The following is a 16,164-nucleotide window of genomic DNA, read 5'->3' on the forward strand; positions in this document are numbered from 1 at the left end:
ATCGTGAGTGCTACAAAGCTGGTATATTAATTGAATGCAATCGACTCCGTTTACCATGTTGAAAAGTTCAACCGCTAATTTTTAGATTGAGCCGATTTCACATATTCACATAAAAAAAACCAAATGGCCCACCGATAAAATGGAAGAGAGGCGCTCGGCAATAAGGGAGGGGGCGCACACAAGTCAGCAGCATAGTTTACCACAGAAGCCAAGGAAGGTGTACAGATGCTAAGGAAAGTCATCGCAGCGGTATCCATTGCAAGTCTTGTATTCGGCTCTTCACTTTCCAGTATCGCAGCGGCGGACAATCCAGTTCCTGCCTTTGACGATCTCAAAAATCACTGGTCGAAGAACGAAGTGGAGTATCTCGTACAGAAGGGGATCGTCGACGGGGTCATCCAAAACGGACAGCCCGTGATCCTGCCGGAGCAAAGCATTACAAGAGCGGAGTACATCAAGCTGCTTGTCTCCGCACGGCAGGCGAAGCTGAACGAAGCGGCGGGGAGCTCGTTCCAAGACGTCGCTTCCTCCCATTGGGCGCTGAAGTATATCGAAGCGGCCAAAGCGAACGGATGGACCGATGGGTATGAGGACGGGACGTTTAAGCCCGATAGCAAAATAAGCCGAGCGGAAATTGCCGTCTTGATGGTCCGCAGCTACAATCTCAGGATGCAGGAAGGCAATCCGGTCGTATTCGAGGATACGGCGGGCCACTGGGCGAACCATTACGTGAACATCGCCGCTTCGAATAAAATCGTCGAAGGCGATACGGTGAATGGAAAGCGCTTTTTTTATCCGGAAAAAGCGGCAACCCGTGCCGAAGGAATGGCGATGCTGACCCGGTACTTGAAAACAACGGAAACCGGCGCCAAAGATCCGAAGAAAGAGACGCCGGCTCCTGCGCCGTCGCCGACACCGGCTCCAGGCACATCCGGCACGACCAGCGGAGGAAGCTCCGGCTCCGATTCGAGCTCGGGGTCCGACTCGGATTCCACGCCGAGCCCGAATCCTAAGCCGAACCCGGGTCCGGAAGATAAGCAGAAGATCTCGCTTGGCCCGGAGGATATTAAACATACGATCGGCAAAGGACAGCCGGTTGAAGGAACCGACGAGTTGAACAACAAGATCGCTTTGGTCGGTCTGGATCTGAGCTCTTTCAGCGGCAGCCTCAGCGACATTTTGGTCGATCTGGTGAAACCGAATACGGTATTCGGCCAGCTGTCCGTTCCCGGCTTGACAGGGCCCGTGATCGAATTTTCGACCAGCGGGAAGACGTTCGCTTCCGGGACGCTGACGTTCAACGTGTCCGGGCTGTCCAATAAACAGAGCTTGGCGGCGGCGTATTACAATGAAACGACGAAGCGCTTCGAATTTTTGCCTACGGCGTATAATGCGGATCAAGGAACGCTGAGCTTTACGACGACCCATAACAGCAAATACGTGCTGATCGATAAAAAATCCTGGGAGCAGACATTCCGGGCGCATCTTTCGACCGTCGTCGACGGTACCTACAAGCCGTATATCGATTTTGCCTTCATTATCGACAGCTCCGGCAGCATGAGAGACACGGACCCTAAAAATTTGCGCAAAACGGCGGTAACAAGCTTAGTCTATGGCTTGAAGTATAATGCGGCGAGCCCGCTTAAGACGGAAACCGTAACGGTGGCCCAATCGGTATACGAGGAAGAAAAGGGATACTACTTTGAATATCCAACCGTAACGAATCAGGTCTATTCCTTGAGCGACCGGGCTGCTATTATCGATTTTGATACCGAAGCGCGAACGTATGCGACGTTCTCGGCCCACAGCTCGACTGTGACTGGTGCGGTGTACCATATCGACAGCGACGGCGGAACGAATATTTTTGCAGGGGTACGGGAAGCGGTGAGGCTGTACGATACGTACGGAGACAACGGCCAGCGTAAAATCGCCCTGCTGCTGACCGACGGACAAAACAACTTTGCAACGACCCCAGACGATCTGAACGTGCTGAAAGAGGCATTCGAGAAAGGCATCACGATCATTACGATGGGACTGAGCAAAGATGCGGACATCAGCCTGTTGAAACAAATTGCCGAGTATACCGGTGGGATGTATTTCCAAGTGCAGACAGCTGAGGATCTTGAGGCGTACTTCAAGTCGGCGCTGGAGAACAGCTATCATGAAGATAAAGATAAGGACGGCTTGGACGACTTCTACGAGAAAACGGCCGGGATGATGCTGGAGAACGGCATGCTTATCCGGACGAGCACCGACCCGCTCACCGGTAAAGATACGGACGGGGATGGCTTCACGGATCTGGAAGAAATGGGCGAGCCGGTGGACATGGTCATTACGGCGGATATGATGCCGGAAGGCAGCGCGCTGGTAGGCCAAACGGTGAAGGTGTTCAAAAACTTCAAAAGCTTGCCGATCGACAAAAACGACGTGCCGAAACCTTAAGGCGCGCATGGCGAGTCATGGGATATAAAAAGCGGGTCTTGCCTTTCGGGGTGGCCCGTTTTTTGCCGTTTCCGGACAGAGAAGAGACGGGAGTTTGCGAGGCGAGGCGTGTTCCGCGGACTGTTATTTTGGTGCCGGTTGCTCTATAATTGATCCAGAGGAGAACATGTAATTTTTCCATGAGGGAGAGACTTGGACATGCGTTACACGACGTTCGGAAGCACGGGATACCGCGTGTCTTCGCTCGGCTTCGGGGCGATGAACTTGCCCGGCGTACCGCTCGAACAGGCCCGGGCGGCTCTGAATTACGCGCTTGACGAAGGGATCAATTACATCGATACGGCCGCAGCCTACCGCAACAGCGAAGAAATTATCGGCGAATGCATTTCGCACCGCCGCTCGGAATATTTTCTGGCAACGAAGACGGGAAAACGGGATTATAAGTCGGCCATGGAAGAAATGGAGCGCAGCCTGGACCGGATGAAAACGGACGTCATCGATCTGCTGCAGATTCATTATGTCAACACAGTTCAAGAGTTTAAAGCGGCAATGGAAGAGGACGGCGCATACCAGGCGGCGCTTGAGATGAAGCGCAAGGGGCATGTCCGGTTTATCGGACTTACCGGGCACCGGCCGGAGCTGCTGGCCAAATGGATCGGCAAAGGACAGTTCGATCAGGTGCTGTTTCACTTGAACTTGGCGCAACCGTTCGCTTTGGACGAGCTGATTCCCGAGGCGACCCGGCAGCAGATGGGGAAAACAGCGATGAAACCGCTCTCGGGCGGGTTTATCCAGCCGGTGTCTCAAGCGATTCGCTATCCTTACAGCCAGGATGTGCATGTGACGATCTCGGGCATGATCAGCGTGGACGAGGTGAAGGAAAATATCGCCGCGATGCGGGATGAAGTCGAGGACGACGAACGGCGTGAGCTGGAGGCTCTGGCGGTAGAGCTCGGAGCGCATAACTGCCGGCGGTGCAATTACTGCTCCTGTCCGATCGGCGTGACGATTCCCGACATTATGATTTCGAGCCAGGTGCGCAGGACGTTCGGCTTGCTGCCGAAGGGCGACGGGTTTTACCAGAAGCAAAAGGACAACATATTGTCCTGTGCCGACTACGAGCCCTGTCAGGAGAAGCCGCTCTGCCAGCAGCAGTGTCCGTACCATCTGCCGATGCGGCAGGTGGTGAAGGAGGCTGCCGGGTATTTCGGCTGAGGCCAAGGAGGAACTTTGCGGGGATCAGCGCCCGCTCAAACCGATAAGGAGTGACGAGAGTGGAGACGTTGGATCGTTTTATTACGCAGGAGTTGAAGCTGCGCATCGTATTGGTGAATGAAGAGCGCCTTGGCGGGGCCGGAGCCGGTGAAACCGGAAGCGAAGCGCCGACGGGAGCGGAGGGAGACGCGGCGGGGGCCGTCGCGCTCGCGGTGTTCGTCACGCCAGAGGCGCTGGCGGCGGATGCGTGGACAGAGGCGGCTGGCACGGAAGTGCCGGAGCCGCTCGTCCAAGCGGTCCGCTCGCTCGCCGCGCGCGGGCGGTTCAAGGGCCGCCTCGGGGACGCCGAGGCGCTGCCCACGCTTGGCCTGATGCCGCGCTATCAGGCCCTGCTGCTCTGCGGGCTTGGCGACGCCGCCCGCGCCGAAGACACCGACGCCTGGCGCAGCGCAGGCGTCTACGCGGCCCGCGCCGCGCACGAGCACGGGCTCGTGCGCCTCGCGGCGCCGCTGCCGCGCGCCGGGCGCGCGGCCTCCCGCGAGCTGGCGCAAGCGCTCGCGGAAGGGCTCTGGCTCGGCGCGTACCGCATGCCGAGCTATGCCACCGCTGGCGGAGCGCAGCCGCCCGCGCTGCGGGAAGTCGCCCTGCTGCACGGCAGGGCGGAGGCCCCGGACACGCTCGCGGGACTCGAGCGTGCGATCCTCGCCGCGGAAGCGCTGGCGCTGGCGACGAATGTTGCCCGCGACCTCACGAACTTGCCCGGCAACTATTTGGTGCCGGAGACGCTCGCGCGGGAAGCGCAGGCTTTGGCCGCCCGGTACGGGCTGGAATGCACGGTGCTCGACGAGCACGGCATTCGCGAGCAGGGCATGGGCGGCTTGGAGGCCGTCGGCAAGGGCAGCGCGAACCCGCCGCGCATGATTGCCGTCCGCTACCGGGGGACGGCGGAGGAGAACGCCGACGTGATCGGCCTTGTTGGCAAAGGCATCACCTTCGATACCGGCGGCATCTCGCTCAAGAAGCCGGAAGGGATGGAGGAGATGATCAGCGACATGGGCGGAGCCGCCGTGCTGCTCGGTCTGATCCATACGCTCGGCCGACTCAAGCCGCCGATCCATGCGGTGATCGTCATTCCGGCGGCCGAGAACATGCCTTCCGGCTCGGCTTTCAAGCCGGGCGACGTCATTTCGGCGATGAACGGACAGACGATCGAAGTGCTCAACACGGACGCCGAAGGGCGGATCGTGCTGGCGGACGGTGTGCTGTATGCGAAAGCGCTCGGGGCGACGCGCCTGATCGATGTCGCGACGCTGACCGGCGCGGTGCTGGTTTGCTTCGGCGACGTGGCGACCGGGGCTGTGGCGAACGACGAGCCGATGCTGCAGGAGCTGTTGTCCGCCGCCAAGCGGGCGGGAGAGAAGGTATGGCCTCTGCCGAACTATCCGGAATATCATGACATGCTGAAGAGCCAAGTGGCCGATATCCGGAACGCCACCTCGCGCAGTTGGGCCGGAAGCATTACGGCCGGGCTGTTCATCGGCTTTTTCGCCGGGGAGACGCCGTGGGTGCATTTGGATACGGGCGGCACGGCATGGCTGTGGAGCGAACGGGGGACGGAGCCGCTGGGCGGCACGGGGGCGATGGTGCGCACGTTAAGCTGCTATCTGTGCCATTCCGTATTGAACGGGTAGAGGCTGGCGAGATGCAAAAAAGCGGATTTCGCAGCGGCGCTGTTGCGTACGCTTTGAAATCCGCTTTTTTGTGTTCCGAAAATGCAGGGATGCGACCGTCCGGCAATTAAGCCTGAAGCTGTTTGCCCTTGTTTGCCGTTACCGCACCAGGCGTAACCATCACCTTCATCGCCGCTTCCTCCAAATCGGCCATCCGAATGAGCAGCCGCGACACTTCGTCGGTTGTATAAGACAAGCTGCGGGTCCGCTCGGCCAATTGCGGAAGGTCGATGCCGATCCACCCCTGCTTGCGGGGATGGAGGGACAAGTCAAAAGGAAGTACGGCCAGCGCCGCTTCGGTGCTTCCGGAGCCGCCCGCAGCTTTGGCTTCCGGCGCTCCGGAAGATTCACTATTCCCCATACTGTTTAAGTGAAAATACAGCTTGCGGTTTTGATCCCAACGAATAAATCCGGGCTTGAACGCGATGGTCAGTACCGGGTCGCCGCCGATGGTTTGTTTTACGAACCGGACTCCGGCTTTCGGCTTCGAGCGAATATATTGATGCCGTCCCAAGTCGGGCAAAAATACGACGATCGCGATCGGCAGCGCGCTGGCCGCATGCAAGTAGACGATGGATTCATAGTAAACCGAGAGCCCAAGCAGACCGATAAATAAAATAACGGATAATACAAGCAACCACTTATTTGATTTGAACATGAATGTAAATCCCCCAGATGATCCGGCATTTTGAAAAACAGCCAATACTCTTATTCTACCATAACCTTCACAGCCTTTGAAAGCGGTCAGTCTGTTTGTGTATTGTCAATTTTTTGTAAGGTTTGCGTCAACATGAACCAATCCTAAATCGGGGGACATCCGAATGAAACGCAAAATTGGCATCATCGGGCTGGGAGATATCGCCCAAAAAGTATATTTGCCGCTGTTATCCGCCAGCGAGAAAGTCGATATCGTAGGGCTATCCAGTCGTTCGATGTCAACCGTAGACCGAATCGGCGCGCAGTACCGGATCGCCGGACGGTATGCTTCCCTCACGGACCTTCTGCGTCAGGCCAAGCCGGAGGCGGTATTCGTCCACAGTCCGACGGAAACGCACGAAACCATCGTGACGACATGCTTAAAGGAAGGGGTTCACGTCTACGTCGATAAGCCTCTGGCTTACGATATCGAAGCTTCGGAGCGGATGGCGGCTTATGCCGCTGAGCGCGGGCTGCTGCTTGCCGTCGGGTTTAACCGACGCTTTGCGCCGCTATATGTGCAAGCCAAGCGATGGATGGAGGAAGGGGGTGGCTTCGATCTGGCTACGGCGGCGAAGCACCGGACGAAGCTGCAAAGCCGGCGCGCCAAGCACACGCTGTATGACGATTTGATTCATATGCTCGATTTATTGCTGTGGCTTGGCGGAGACGCCTTCGACGTGGCGTCGTACCGGCAGCGCATCGATCACGAAGGACGGCTTTTGTTCGGGGCGGGAACCTTGACGTTCGGTCATGGTGCATCCGCAGCTTCCTCACAGGATACGGCAGTTGCGCAATTCAGCATGGTACGCCAAGCGGGAGCGGATCTGGAACAGTTGGAGCTGCACGGAAGCGGCCGGTCCGCCGAAGTGCTGAACATGGATACCGCCGTATGGAGAAAAGCAGGCGGTTCCCCCCAAGAGCAAACGTTCGGAAGCTGGGATTCGATCTTGTACCGCCGAGGGTTTGCCGATACGGTGGATCATTTCCTGGAATGCATAGCGGACCCTTCGCGCTGTACGATCCGCGCCGATCGGACCTTGCCGGCTCACCGGCTGGTGGAAAAGCTTCTCCCGGAATAAGATCGAGCCGAACCGCGTCAGATTGACATGTCGAAGGAGGTGTCTGCTTTTCATGGAGCAGGATTCCCTGATCAAGTACAGCTTCACCTGTGCCCCCGGCGGTATCGCGTTCCTTTCGACGGAAGGGTATTTTATCAGGGTCAACCCGGCGTTCGTCCGCCTGCTGGGCTATACCGAAGATGAGTTGGCGAACCGGCAGGAGAAGCAGCTTACTTATCCGAATGATCCGGACGTCATGGAGGCGGCTGCCCCGCTGCTTGAACCCGGCGCCGCACCGGGGATGACGGTGGTCAAGCGCTATCTGCACAAAGACGGCGGCACGGTCCGGGTAAAACTCGACGTCACCCTCATCCACGATCAGGATGGGGCGCACGCCGGCTTCTGCGCCTACGCATGGTGTGGTCGGACGAGTTGCGCCGGACACGAAATTCAATTGGAATGCAGGATCGTTCTGGGCAACGGGACGATCAAGTTCATCCGGATTCAAAGTATTACGACATTGACCTCGAAAGGAAGACCGTCTCGGATCAACGGGACGTACGGGCCAGAAGCTGATGCTGCAAATGCTTGAAGAAAGCGTAGACCGGTATACGTCGCTCAAAAAATATAATTTGGATGCGATCGTCTCGCTTAACACGAGCGGGATCATCACGTCGGCCAACCCTGCGGCCGAAGCCATTACCGGCTATTCTGCGTTGGAACTGATCGGCATGCCTTTTGCCGATTTGTTGGTGCCCGAAGAAGAAGGGACGCAGACGCAGCTTCATAACATCATGCACGAAGGCGCCTTGGCCGGTATGGAAATGAAGATTGTCCGCAAGTCTGGACAACCGGCCTATCTGCTCGCGACGCCGGCCCCGATCTACGTCAACCGCAGGCAGGTCGGCTGCTACATAATCGCCAAGGATATTACAGAGCAGAAGCGAAAGGACGAGTTGCTGCTCAAGTCTGAAAAGCTGACGATCGCCGGGCAGCTTGCCGCAGGGGTCGCTCACGAAATCCGCAATCCGCTGACGGCGCTCAAGGGCTTCGTTCAGCTAATGGGCCGGTCGGAGCATGGCTATTCGCAATATTTGCCGATTATGAAGGAAGAGCTGGAGCGGATCGAGGTGATTATCAGCGAGCTGCTGATGCTGGCCAAGCCGCAAGCTGTTCAAATGAAAATCGCCGACCTCGCCGTTCTCGTTCAAGAGGTCGTGATGCTGACCAGCGCGCAGGCGATGCTTCTTAACATTGAGATCCGCTTTTTCCCAACCGGCGAGCCGCTGCCGATCCGCTGCGACCCGAATCAAATCAAGCAGGTGTTCGTCAACTTTTTGAAAAATGCATTCGAGGCGATGCCACAAGGGGGGACGATTGACGTAAGTATGGAGACCACGGAGCAGGGACTTACTTTGGTCCGCGTCGCGGATCAAGGCTGCGGCATTTCGCAGGAGCAGCTGCGGCAGCTCGGCGAGCCGTTCTATTCGACTAAAGAAGCGGGGACGGGACTCGGCCTGCTCGTCAGCCACAAAATTATCGAGCATCACAAGGGCCGGATTCATATCGCCAGCGAGGTGGGCGTCGGTACGACGATCCAGGTCACGCTGCCCATCCATCGTTAGTCGGCGGGGAAGCGCTCTAAGAAAAAGCCGGATGTACGACAAATCATGTCCGGGCCCCTTTTTACGGGTATACTAGAAGGAAACGACGCAGCGTGAAAAGGAGGCGTGATGAATGATGACGGATAACAACGTGCCGCAGCCGGAAGCGGGAGGACCTGCGCTGGAACGTGTGCCCCCCGGTCAGAAGGTGACGGAAGGATTTCCCGTGCTGCATTATGGCGACATCCCTTATTACAACGATATGGGCAAATGGAGTCTGCGCCTGTTCGGGCTGGTGAACGAGGAGCTGACGCTGAGCTATAAGGAATTTTTGGCGCTGCCGCGCCGGGAGTTCCACAACGACATCCACTGCGTCACGACCTGGTCCAAGCTGGACAACGTTTGGGAAGGCGTGGCCGTAGCCACGCTGATGGAGCGGATAAAGCTGAAGCCGGAAGCGCAGTACGTGATGCTGCACGCCGAGCACGGGTGGAGCACGAATCTGCCTTTGGCGGATTTCCTGCGCGACACGACGTTTCTCGGCATCCGGCATAACGGCGTGCTGCTCTCGCCGGAGCACGGCTATCCCGTGCGCGCGGTCGTCCCCCACCTGTATTTCTGGAAAAGCGCCAAATGGCTGCGCGGCATTGAGTTTATGGAGAAGGACAAGCCGGGCTTTTGGGAGCGGAACGGGTATCACATGTATGGCAATCCGTGGGCCGAGGAGCGCTACGATTTTGATTAATGCAGTTTAAAATAGGTGATGACCGGCGCCGCATATCGGGGGCCGGTTTTCTATGTTCGCAATGGACGAGCCTTATTTCCATTTTCATCGTATCGTTGTGTTTGAATTTGTATTTTTCCGCCTCGCAACAACAATGTGTGATCAATGTCATTCCGATCAGCCAGGAAGAACGGTAACATAAATATAGTAGATCTCAGGGAAAGGGATGGTTTTCATGCCATATCAAAACATATTGGCCGCATTTGACGGCTCGGCATTATCGGTAAAGGCGCTGGAAAAGGCAATAAAATTTTCTCAAGAGCATGCTGCCAGACTTGAAGTGATTCATGTCTGCCATATTTCCGTTCCCGTGTTCGGAGGGCCGCTGTATGCAGCACCGTTCAACGAGGATAAAGATTACTTGCTTGCCGCCCAAGGTATGATGGACGAGGCCACACGCTTAACCTCGCAGCTCCCTGACGTAAAGGTAATCCTGAAGCAGGGACAGCCGGCTCTTGCCATACTGGAATACGCCGAGGAAAGCGGATGCGACCTGATCATTATGGGAAGCAGAGGACTCGGCGGCCTGCGCGAGTTTGTTCTTGGCAGCGTCAGCCATCATGTTGTTCAGCACTCGAAAGTTCCGGTGCTGATTGTCAAGTAAGCCGGTTCAACGCACCTTTACGGTGCTTTTTTCATATTGCCTTGCGTTTACTGTGTTGACATATCGTTTAAAATATACTTTAATGTTAGTAACAAAACTAAAACGTTAAAGTTCATTGAAGGAAGTCATAGGAATGGAAAATAAAAAGAATCCCACACTATATGATGTAGCCCAAAAAGCTAACGTTTCCATAACAACGGTCTCGAATGTCCTGAACAATAAGAACGAAGCAAGTCAAAAAACAATCGATCGTGTCAATGAAGCGATCAGACAGCTCGGCTATTCGCGAAACGAATCAGCGCGGACCTTAAAAGTCGGCACCAGCAAGTTAGTCGGATTGATCGTTCCGGATAACAATCCGTTTTTTACACAGATCTTGACGGGCATCCATGAGGAATGCCAGAATCATGACTGGCAGGTGGTTGTCGCTACTTCCGAGGAGAGCGAAAAAAGGCAAAACGAAGTCATCGAGATGCTTTCGGCCCGGCAAGTAAGCGGTATCATTTTAGCCTCGGTAACGAGTAAGCTTTACGTTCCCGAAAAGCTTCAGAAAGTACCGATTGTCTTAATCGATCGGGAGGTCGAAAACGCCAACCTTCCCGTTGTGAAAGCCAATAACGTTGAAGGCAGCTATAAGGCGACAGAGACCCTGATTCAAAATGGCCACCGAAGAATTGGAATCATACTTGCTTCCCCGGGCATTAGTACCACCCTGCAGCGGAAAGAGGGCTACATTCAGGCGTTGAAACGCTATGGTATTGAAGTAGATGAGAAGTTGATGTTTTATGGCGGGGATTATACCGGAACGAAAACCCAGATTAATGGCGGGTATCAAGCCGTTATGAAAATGATCCAGTTACCGGAACCGCCTACTGCGATTTTCGCTACCAACCATCTGTTGATGATCGGTGCGGTAAAAGCTTTAAAAGAAGCGAATCTCAAAATTCCGGACGAAATCAGCTTTATCGGCTTTGACGATCATCCCTGGCAGGAAATTACGGACCCTCCGTTCTCGATTATTTCCCAGCCTGCGGTTGAGATGGGCAGACAAGCGATACAGGCGCTTCAAAAATTCAAAGAAAAAAATATTGTGACAACGACAGTGCTTCAATTGGAGTTGATCACCAGAAATTCTTACAGATCAATAACTTAATAAGGATGTTGATCTCATTTTTTACTCGAAAACTGAAACGTTAAAGTTAAATTAAGTAAAAAATGAACAGGATATTTTTAGAACCAACGAAGTTTTGCTTGTAATAAAGGGTTTTTTTCGAAAAAGAACTAAAACGTTAAAGTAAGGAGGGATTTTATGGTTACCACACAGCCATTGATTGAAATGCAAGGCATTACAAAATTTTTTAACGGAGTGAAAGCGGTTCATAATATTAGCTTGAAACTCCAGAGCGGGACCGTACACGCCCTAATGGGGGAGAACGGCGCCGGCAAGTCGACGACGATGAAGATCTTGACGGGGATTTACAAACCGGATCGGGGCATAATCCTTGTCGATGGAAATGAAGTTCACTTTGCTTCGCCCAAAGCGGCTCTTGATCACGGCATCTCCATGATCCATCAAGAATTAAGCCCGGTACTGGAAATGTCGATTGCCGAAAATGTTTTCCTGGGAAGAGAGCCTATGTTTCCGGGGACCCCTTTTATCAATTACAACAAGATGTACCGGGAAACCAAAAAACTGTTCGAAGATCTTGGGCTCGATATTAACCCGAAACGCAAGATGAAGCATTTAAGTATTTCGGAAACGCAAATGGTGGAGATTGTGAAGGCTGTTTCCTACAACTCCCGAGTCATTATTATGGATGAGCCGACCTCTTCCTTGGCCGATAAAGAAGTCGAACAGCTTTTTAAGATCATCCGCAAATTAAAAAGCGACGGAAAAGGAATCATTTATATTTCGCACAAGATGGAGGAAATTTTTCAAATTTCCGATGATATTACGGTTTTTCGAGACGGAGAATATATCTCTACAAGCGAAGCGAAAAACTTGACGCAGGGCCTTTTAATCAAGCAAATGGTCGGCAGGGAATTAACGGAGGTATTTCCGAATAGAAAGAAAGCGATTACAAACGAAGTGGTGCTCGAAGTCAACGATCTCTCGGCTAAAGGCCTTTTTCGAGGAATCAGCTTTCAATTGAACAAGGGCGAAATCTTAGGGTTAACCGGATTGATGGGAGCCGGACGCACCGAATTTGTTAAAGCGCTTTTCGGACTTCTTCCCTTCGACAGCGGCTCGATTAAATTGAACAACAAGACGATCCGAATTAAGGAACCGAGGGATGCAATCCAACATGGAATTGCCCTTGTGACCGAAGACCGCAAAGGAGAGGGCTTGGTTTTGCCGATGTCGGTTAAAGCAAACATGACTTTGCCGACGTTAAAAAAAGTCAGCTCCGGTTTTTTCGTAAGGCGAAATGCGGAAAATCAAACCGTGGACGAAATGATCACTGCCTTGAGAATCAAGACGCACAATAAAAACCAGCTGGTAGAAACCCTTAGCGGAGGAAACCAGCAAAAGATCGTCTTGGCCAAATGGCTGCTGACCAACCCGCGCATTTTGATTTTGGACGAGCCTACCCGAGGCATCGACATAGGGGCAAAAACCGAGATCTATAAGCTAATGGACCGTCTCACGCAGGAAGGCTATTCGATTATTATGATTTCTTCCGAAATGCCCGAAGTTCTGGGGATGAGCGACAGGATTGCCGTTTTATGCGAAGGGCGGATCACAGGTATCCTCGGAGCGGAAGAAGCGACTCAGGAAAAGATTTTGAGCTTGGCTACACCAGACAAGATGGAGGAGACAACATGAATCAGGTTTTAGCAGAAGACAAAAGAAGCAGTTTGGGAAAAGGGGGAGTCATTGGCGGAAAGCTGAACCACTTTTTTTCGGAGTACGGTATTCTTGTCGCTCTGGGTGTTCTGTTTATCGCACTTACGATCCTGAGCCCAAGTTTTTTAACCTCATCCAATATGTTAAACCTGTTCAGGCAAGTTTCCGTCAACGTCATTTTGGCCATTGGCATGACGTTCGTTATCCTGACAAAAGGGATAGATCTTTCCGTAGGTTCCGTGCTTGCGTTCTCCGGCATCGTCGCAGCATCGTTGGCAACGGGAGCTAACGGCAATACGGTTCTAGCTGTGCTGGCCGGTATCGGGGCCGGACTGGTCTTGGGAGCCATCAACGGCGTTGTCGTCGCCAAAGGAAAAGTGGCTCCTTTCATTGTAACGCTTGGCATGATGGCTGCGGCCAGAGGGTTCACCTTTATTTATAGCGACGGCCGGCCGATTTCCGGTTTATCCAAGAGCTTCTTGAATATTGCTTCGGGCGCGTTTCTCGGTATTCCGATTCCGGTCTGGATCATCTTGCTTGTGTTCGCCATAGGCTCGATCGTGCTTTATTACACACGCTTCGGCCGTTACGTATATGCGGTTGGAGGAAATGAAAACGCTACGAAAACCTCGGGGATCAGTGTGAACAAAACGTTGATTTCCGTCTACTGTATTAGCGGTTTGCTTGCCGGCCTGGCCGGTGTCATTCTTACATCCCGTATATCGGGGGGACTTCCGCAGTCTGGCGTTTCTTACGAATTGGATGCCATTGCGGCGGTCGTTATCGGCGGTACGAGCCTGGCAGGCGGCCGCGGCCGTCTATGGGGCACCTTGATCGGGGCGCTTATTATCGGCGTGCTGAACAACGGCTTGGACTTGCTCGGGGTGTCTACTTACTGGCAGCAAGTGATCAAGGGTTCAATCATAGTAATTGCTGTACTGGTGGATCGCAAGAGAAGCTAAGGCAGAATTATAAAAAAACTGAAGGGGAGATTCAGCATGAGAATGACAAAGAAATCGGTTCTGTCCTTGGTTGTAGTCGTATTAATGATGGTTTTGGCTGCCTGCGGTTCCGGCGGAAATGGGGACAAAAACGTTAAGGCATCCGGCGAACAAGCCAATACGAACAAGCCGATCACGCTAGGCTTTCAAGTCTATGGTTTGCAAGGCGAATATGCTACGAACTTAACGGATGCGATGAAGGCAAAAGCGGCGGCGCTGGGCGTTAAGCTCGTTGTGATGGACGGTAAATATGATGTCAGCACGGCGATCTCGCAGCTGCGCAGTCTGGAAAGCCAGAAGGTCGACGCTATTATTTTAAATCCGATTGACGAAACGGCCCTGAACGATACGGTGAATCAAATCGTAAGCGGCGGAATTCCGGTGCTCGGCGTGAACGCATTTTTGACCGCCGAAAAACTTGTAACGTATGTGGGATCGCCTGACGTCAAGGCCGGTGAAATGGAAGCGCAACAAATTATGGATGCGATTGGCGGAAAAGGCAGCGTCGTTATTCTGGAGGGGCCGATCGGACAAACCGGTCAGGTAGGACGAAAAGAAGGCATCTATAACGTTCTGAAGAAAAATCCGGACGTCAAAGTCATAGCCGAGAAAACCGCGAACTGGTCCAGAGCGGAAGCGATGACGATTATGGAAAACTGGATTCAAACACACGGCAAAGATATGAAGGCTGTGATCGCACAAAATGATGAAATGGCCATCGGCGCATTAAACGCGTTGGAAGCGCGGGGGATGAAGGACGTTCCGGTTGTGGGCGTTGACGGTGTGAAAGACGCGCTTCAAGCCGTGAAAGACGGAAAAATGCTTGCGACCGTATTCCAGAATGCTAAGGCGCAAGGCGAGACCGTCATTGACATGGCCATTAAGGCAGCCAAGGGAGAGCAGATTGAAAAGAAATACGAGATTCCGTTTGAATTGGTGACGAAGGGCAATGTGGATCAATATTTAGCGAAATAACGCGGTTGTCACGATGATTGAGAAGATTGAGATAAACTAAAAAAATGGGAGTGGAGAGACATGGGGATGAGCACAATGAATGCCGCCGTACTGACAAGACCGAAGCAGATTGAAATGAAACAAACCGGGATTCCGACTCCGAAGGATAACGAGGTGCTGATTCGAATTCGCGCGGTAGGTTTGTGCGGATCGGATGTTCATTATTACGAGCATGGAAAAATCGGCCGCTATGTTGTCGAGAAGCCGATCATCCTGGGGCATGAAGCTTCCGGAGAAATTGTAAAGCTGGGCGCGCAAGCGCCGGCGCATTTGAAAGTAGGCCAGCGTGTGGCGATCGAACCGGGAGCTACGTGCGGGGCTTGCGAATATTGCACAACGGACCGCTATAATCTTTGTCCGCACGTGGAATTTCTGGCTACGCCTCCATATGACGGCGCTTTTTCGGAATATGTGGCCATGAGGGCCGACCTCGTATTCCCGATTCCCGAGGATATGAGCTATGAGACAGCCGCGCTTGTCGAACCGTTTTCGGTAGGGCTGCATGCCGTTCGCCGCGGAGGCCTTCAAGCGAATGAAACCGTCGTGATCATGGGAATGGGGCCGATCGGATTGCTTACGGTTGCCAATGCGAAGCTGGCTGGAGCTAAAACGATTATCGGAGTGGATCTTGAACAAAACAGGCTGGATGTAGCCCTGAAAATGGGAGCTACGCACACGGTTAATTTGCGCAGCGAAAACCTCGCGGATAAAGTCAATGAAATTACGGATCATCAGGGTGTGGACGTAGCCTTTGAAACGGCCGGCAATCCGAAGGCGGTTCAAGGCGCGGTGGCCTCCGTGAAAAGAGGCGGTCGTGTCGTTGTCGTCGGCATGTCTCCAGAGGATGAAGTGCCGGTGAATATGTCGATCATTGTAGATAGCGAAATTGATCTCCGGGGAGTTTTTCGCTACCATGATACGTATCTGGCGGCAATTGACATTTTATCGAAAAAAATAGTCGATATTGAGCAAATCATTACAGGCAAGTATACGCTGGGCGAAACGGCAGCGGCTTTTGAACAAGCAATCAACGATAAAACGAATACTCTGAAAATTATGGTTTATCCGCAATAGTTCATCCGGTCAATCAGGCAAGCGCCCCTTAGAGATGCTCGTTTATCTAAGCGGCGCTTCCTGATTTCATCTATGAAAATACGAAAGGGGG

14 protein-coding genes are annotated in these 16,164 nt (G+C 53.5%); 13 read left to right on the forward strand and 1 reads right to left on the reverse strand.

Going from position 1 to position 16,164, the window contains the following annotated elements; genetic code table 11:
* Positions 1–225: 225 nt before the first annotated feature.
* From BLO51_RS06765 to BLO51_RS06775, 3 genes are all read left to right on the forward strand, one after another.
* Positions 226–2,442 (forward strand): S-layer homology domain-containing protein, encoded by a 2,217-nt coding sequence (locus BLO51_RS06765; protein ID WP_090668774.1) that lies wholly within the window; start codon positions 226–228, stop codon positions 2,440–2,442.
* 198 nt (positions 2,443–2,640) lie between these two features.
* Positions 2,641–3,657, forward strand: coding sequence for an aldo/keto reductase (locus BLO51_RS06770; RefSeq protein ID WP_090668777.1), 1,017 nt, complete (start codon positions 2,641–2,643; stop codon positions 3,655–3,657).
* A 272-nt stretch (positions 3,658–3,929) separates the two neighbouring features.
* Complete coding sequence (locus BLO51_RS06775) at positions 3,930–5,348, forward strand: leucyl aminopeptidase (RefSeq protein WP_245719569.1); 1,419 nt, start codon at positions 3,930–3,932, stop codon at positions 5,346–5,348.
* 106 nt (positions 5,349–5,454) lie between these two features.
* Here BLO51_RS06775 and BLO51_RS06780 read toward each other — a convergent pair whose 3' ends face one another.
* Positions 5,455–6,045, reverse strand: a complete 591-nt coding sequence (locus tag BLO51_RS06780) for a hypothetical protein (RefSeq protein WP_090668780.1) — start codon at positions 6,043–6,045, stop codon at positions 5,455–5,457.
* Positions 6,046–6,208: 163 nt separating this feature from the next.
* Here BLO51_RS06780 and BLO51_RS06785 point away from each other — a divergent pair, with 163 nt between their 5' ends.
* The 10 genes from BLO51_RS06785 (at position 6,209) to BLO51_RS06825 (ending at position 16,073) form a co-directional block, all read left to right on the forward strand.
* Positions 6,209–7,165, forward strand: coding sequence for a Gfo/Idh/MocA family protein (locus tag BLO51_RS06785; RefSeq protein WP_090668782.1), 957 nt, complete (start codon positions 6,209–6,211; stop codon positions 7,163–7,165).
* A gap of 52 nt (positions 7,166–7,217) precedes the next feature.
* Positions 7,218–7,736, forward strand: a complete 519-nt coding sequence (locus BLO51_RS30155; protein ID WP_245719556.1) for a PAS domain S-box protein — start codon at positions 7,218–7,220, stop codon at positions 7,734–7,736.
* Positions 7,729–8,769 (forward strand): ATP-binding protein, encoded by a 1,041-nt coding sequence (locus BLO51_RS29690; RefSeq protein ID WP_245719557.1) that lies wholly within the window; start codon positions 7,729–7,731, stop codon positions 8,767–8,769. The genes BLO51_RS30155 and BLO51_RS29690 overlap by 8 nt, the downstream gene beginning before the upstream one ends.
* Positions 8,770–8,881: 112 nt before the next feature.
* Positions 8,882–9,493, forward strand: a complete 612-nt coding sequence (locus BLO51_RS06795) for a sulfite oxidase-like oxidoreductase (protein WP_090668786.1) — start codon at positions 8,882–8,884, stop codon at positions 9,491–9,493.
* A 214-nt stretch (positions 9,494–9,707) separates the two neighbouring features.
* Positions 9,708–10,136, forward strand: coding sequence for a universal stress protein (locus tag BLO51_RS06800; RefSeq protein ID WP_090668789.1), 429 nt, complete (start codon positions 9,708–9,710; stop codon positions 10,134–10,136).
* A 133-nt stretch (positions 10,137–10,269) separates the two neighbouring features.
* Positions 10,270–11,289, forward strand: a complete 1,020-nt coding sequence (locus BLO51_RS06805) for a LacI family DNA-binding transcriptional regulator (protein WP_090668790.1) — start codon at positions 10,270–10,272, stop codon at positions 11,287–11,289.
* A gap of 156 nt (positions 11,290–11,445) precedes the next feature.
* Positions 11,446–12,963, forward strand: coding sequence for a sugar ABC transporter ATP-binding protein (locus tag BLO51_RS06810; protein WP_217266695.1), 1,518 nt, complete (start codon positions 11,446–11,448; stop codon positions 12,961–12,963).
* Entirely contained in the window at positions 12,960–13,946 is a 987-nt protein-coding gene (locus BLO51_RS06815; protein WP_090668792.1) for an ABC transporter permease, read from the forward strand. The genes BLO51_RS06810 and BLO51_RS06815 overlap by 4 nt, the downstream gene beginning before the upstream one ends.
* Positions 13,947–13,982: 36 nt before the next feature.
* A complete protein-coding gene (locus BLO51_RS06820) occupies positions 13,983–14,960 on the forward strand; it encodes a substrate-binding domain-containing protein (RefSeq protein ID WP_090668796.1) in 978 nt (325 codons plus the stop codon).
* Positions 14,961–15,020: 60 nt separating this feature from the next.
* Positions 15,021–16,073: an NAD(P)-dependent alcohol dehydrogenase gene (locus tag BLO51_RS06825; RefSeq protein WP_090668799.1), complete on the forward strand. Its 1,053-nt coding sequence runs from the start codon at positions 15,021–15,023 to the stop codon at positions 16,071–16,073.
* The last annotated feature ends 91 nt before the right edge of the window (positions 16,074–16,164 follow it).

It is taken from the genome of Paenibacillus tianmuensis (genome assembly GCF_900100345.1).
GTDB lineage: Bacteria > Bacillota > Bacilli > Paenibacillales > NBRC-103111 > Paenibacillus_G > Paenibacillus_G tianmuensis.

Excerpts from the sequence above, each read along its gene's own strand:
- BLO51_RS06820 (WP_090668796.1), top strand. The coding sequence starts at position 13,983 with ATGAGAATGACAAAGAAATCGGTTCTGTCCTTGGTTGTAGTCGTATTA.
- BLO51_RS06785 (WP_090668782.1), top strand. The coding sequence starts at position 6,209 with ATGAAACGCAAAATTGGCATCATCGGGCTGGGAGATATCGCCCAAAAA.
- BLO51_RS06805 (WP_090668790.1), top strand. The coding sequence starts at position 10,270 with ATGGAAAATAAAAAGAATCCCACACTATATGATGTAGCCCAAAAAGCT.
- BLO51_RS30155 (WP_245719556.1), top strand. The coding sequence starts at position 7,218 with ATGGAGCAGGATTCCCTGATCAAGTACAGCTTCACCTGTGCCCCCGGC.
- BLO51_RS06795 (WP_090668786.1), top strand. The coding sequence starts at position 8,882 with ATGATGACGGATAACAACGTGCCGCAGCCGGAAGCGGGAGGACCTGCG.
- BLO51_RS06815 (WP_090668792.1), top strand. The coding sequence starts at position 12,960 with ATGAATCAGGTTTTAGCAGAAGACAAAAGAAGCAGTTTGGGAAAAGGG.
- BLO51_RS06800 (WP_090668789.1), top strand. The coding sequence starts at position 9,708 with ATGCCATATCAAAACATATTGGCCGCATTTGACGGCTCGGCATTATCG.
- BLO51_RS06810 (WP_217266695.1), top strand. The coding sequence starts at position 11,446 with ATGGTTACCACACAGCCATTGATTGAAATGCAAGGCATTACAAAATTT.
- BLO51_RS06770 (WP_090668777.1), top strand. The coding sequence starts at position 2,641 with ATGCGTTACACGACGTTCGGAAGCACGGGATACCGCGTGTCTTCGCTC.
- BLO51_RS29690 (WP_245719557.1), top strand. The coding sequence starts at position 7,729 with ATGCTTGAAGAAAGCGTAGACCGGTATACGTCGCTCAAAAAATATAAT.
- BLO51_RS06765 (WP_090668774.1), top strand. The coding sequence starts at position 226 with ATGCTAAGGAAAGTCATCGCAGCGGTATCCATTGCAAGTCTTGTATTC.
- BLO51_RS06825 (WP_090668799.1), top strand. The coding sequence starts at position 15,021 with ATGGGGATGAGCACAATGAATGCCGCCGTACTGACAAGACCGAAGCAG.
- BLO51_RS06780 (WP_090668780.1), bottom strand. The coding sequence starts at position 6,045 with ATGTTCAAATCAAATAAGTGGTTGCTTGTATTATCCGTTATTTTATTT.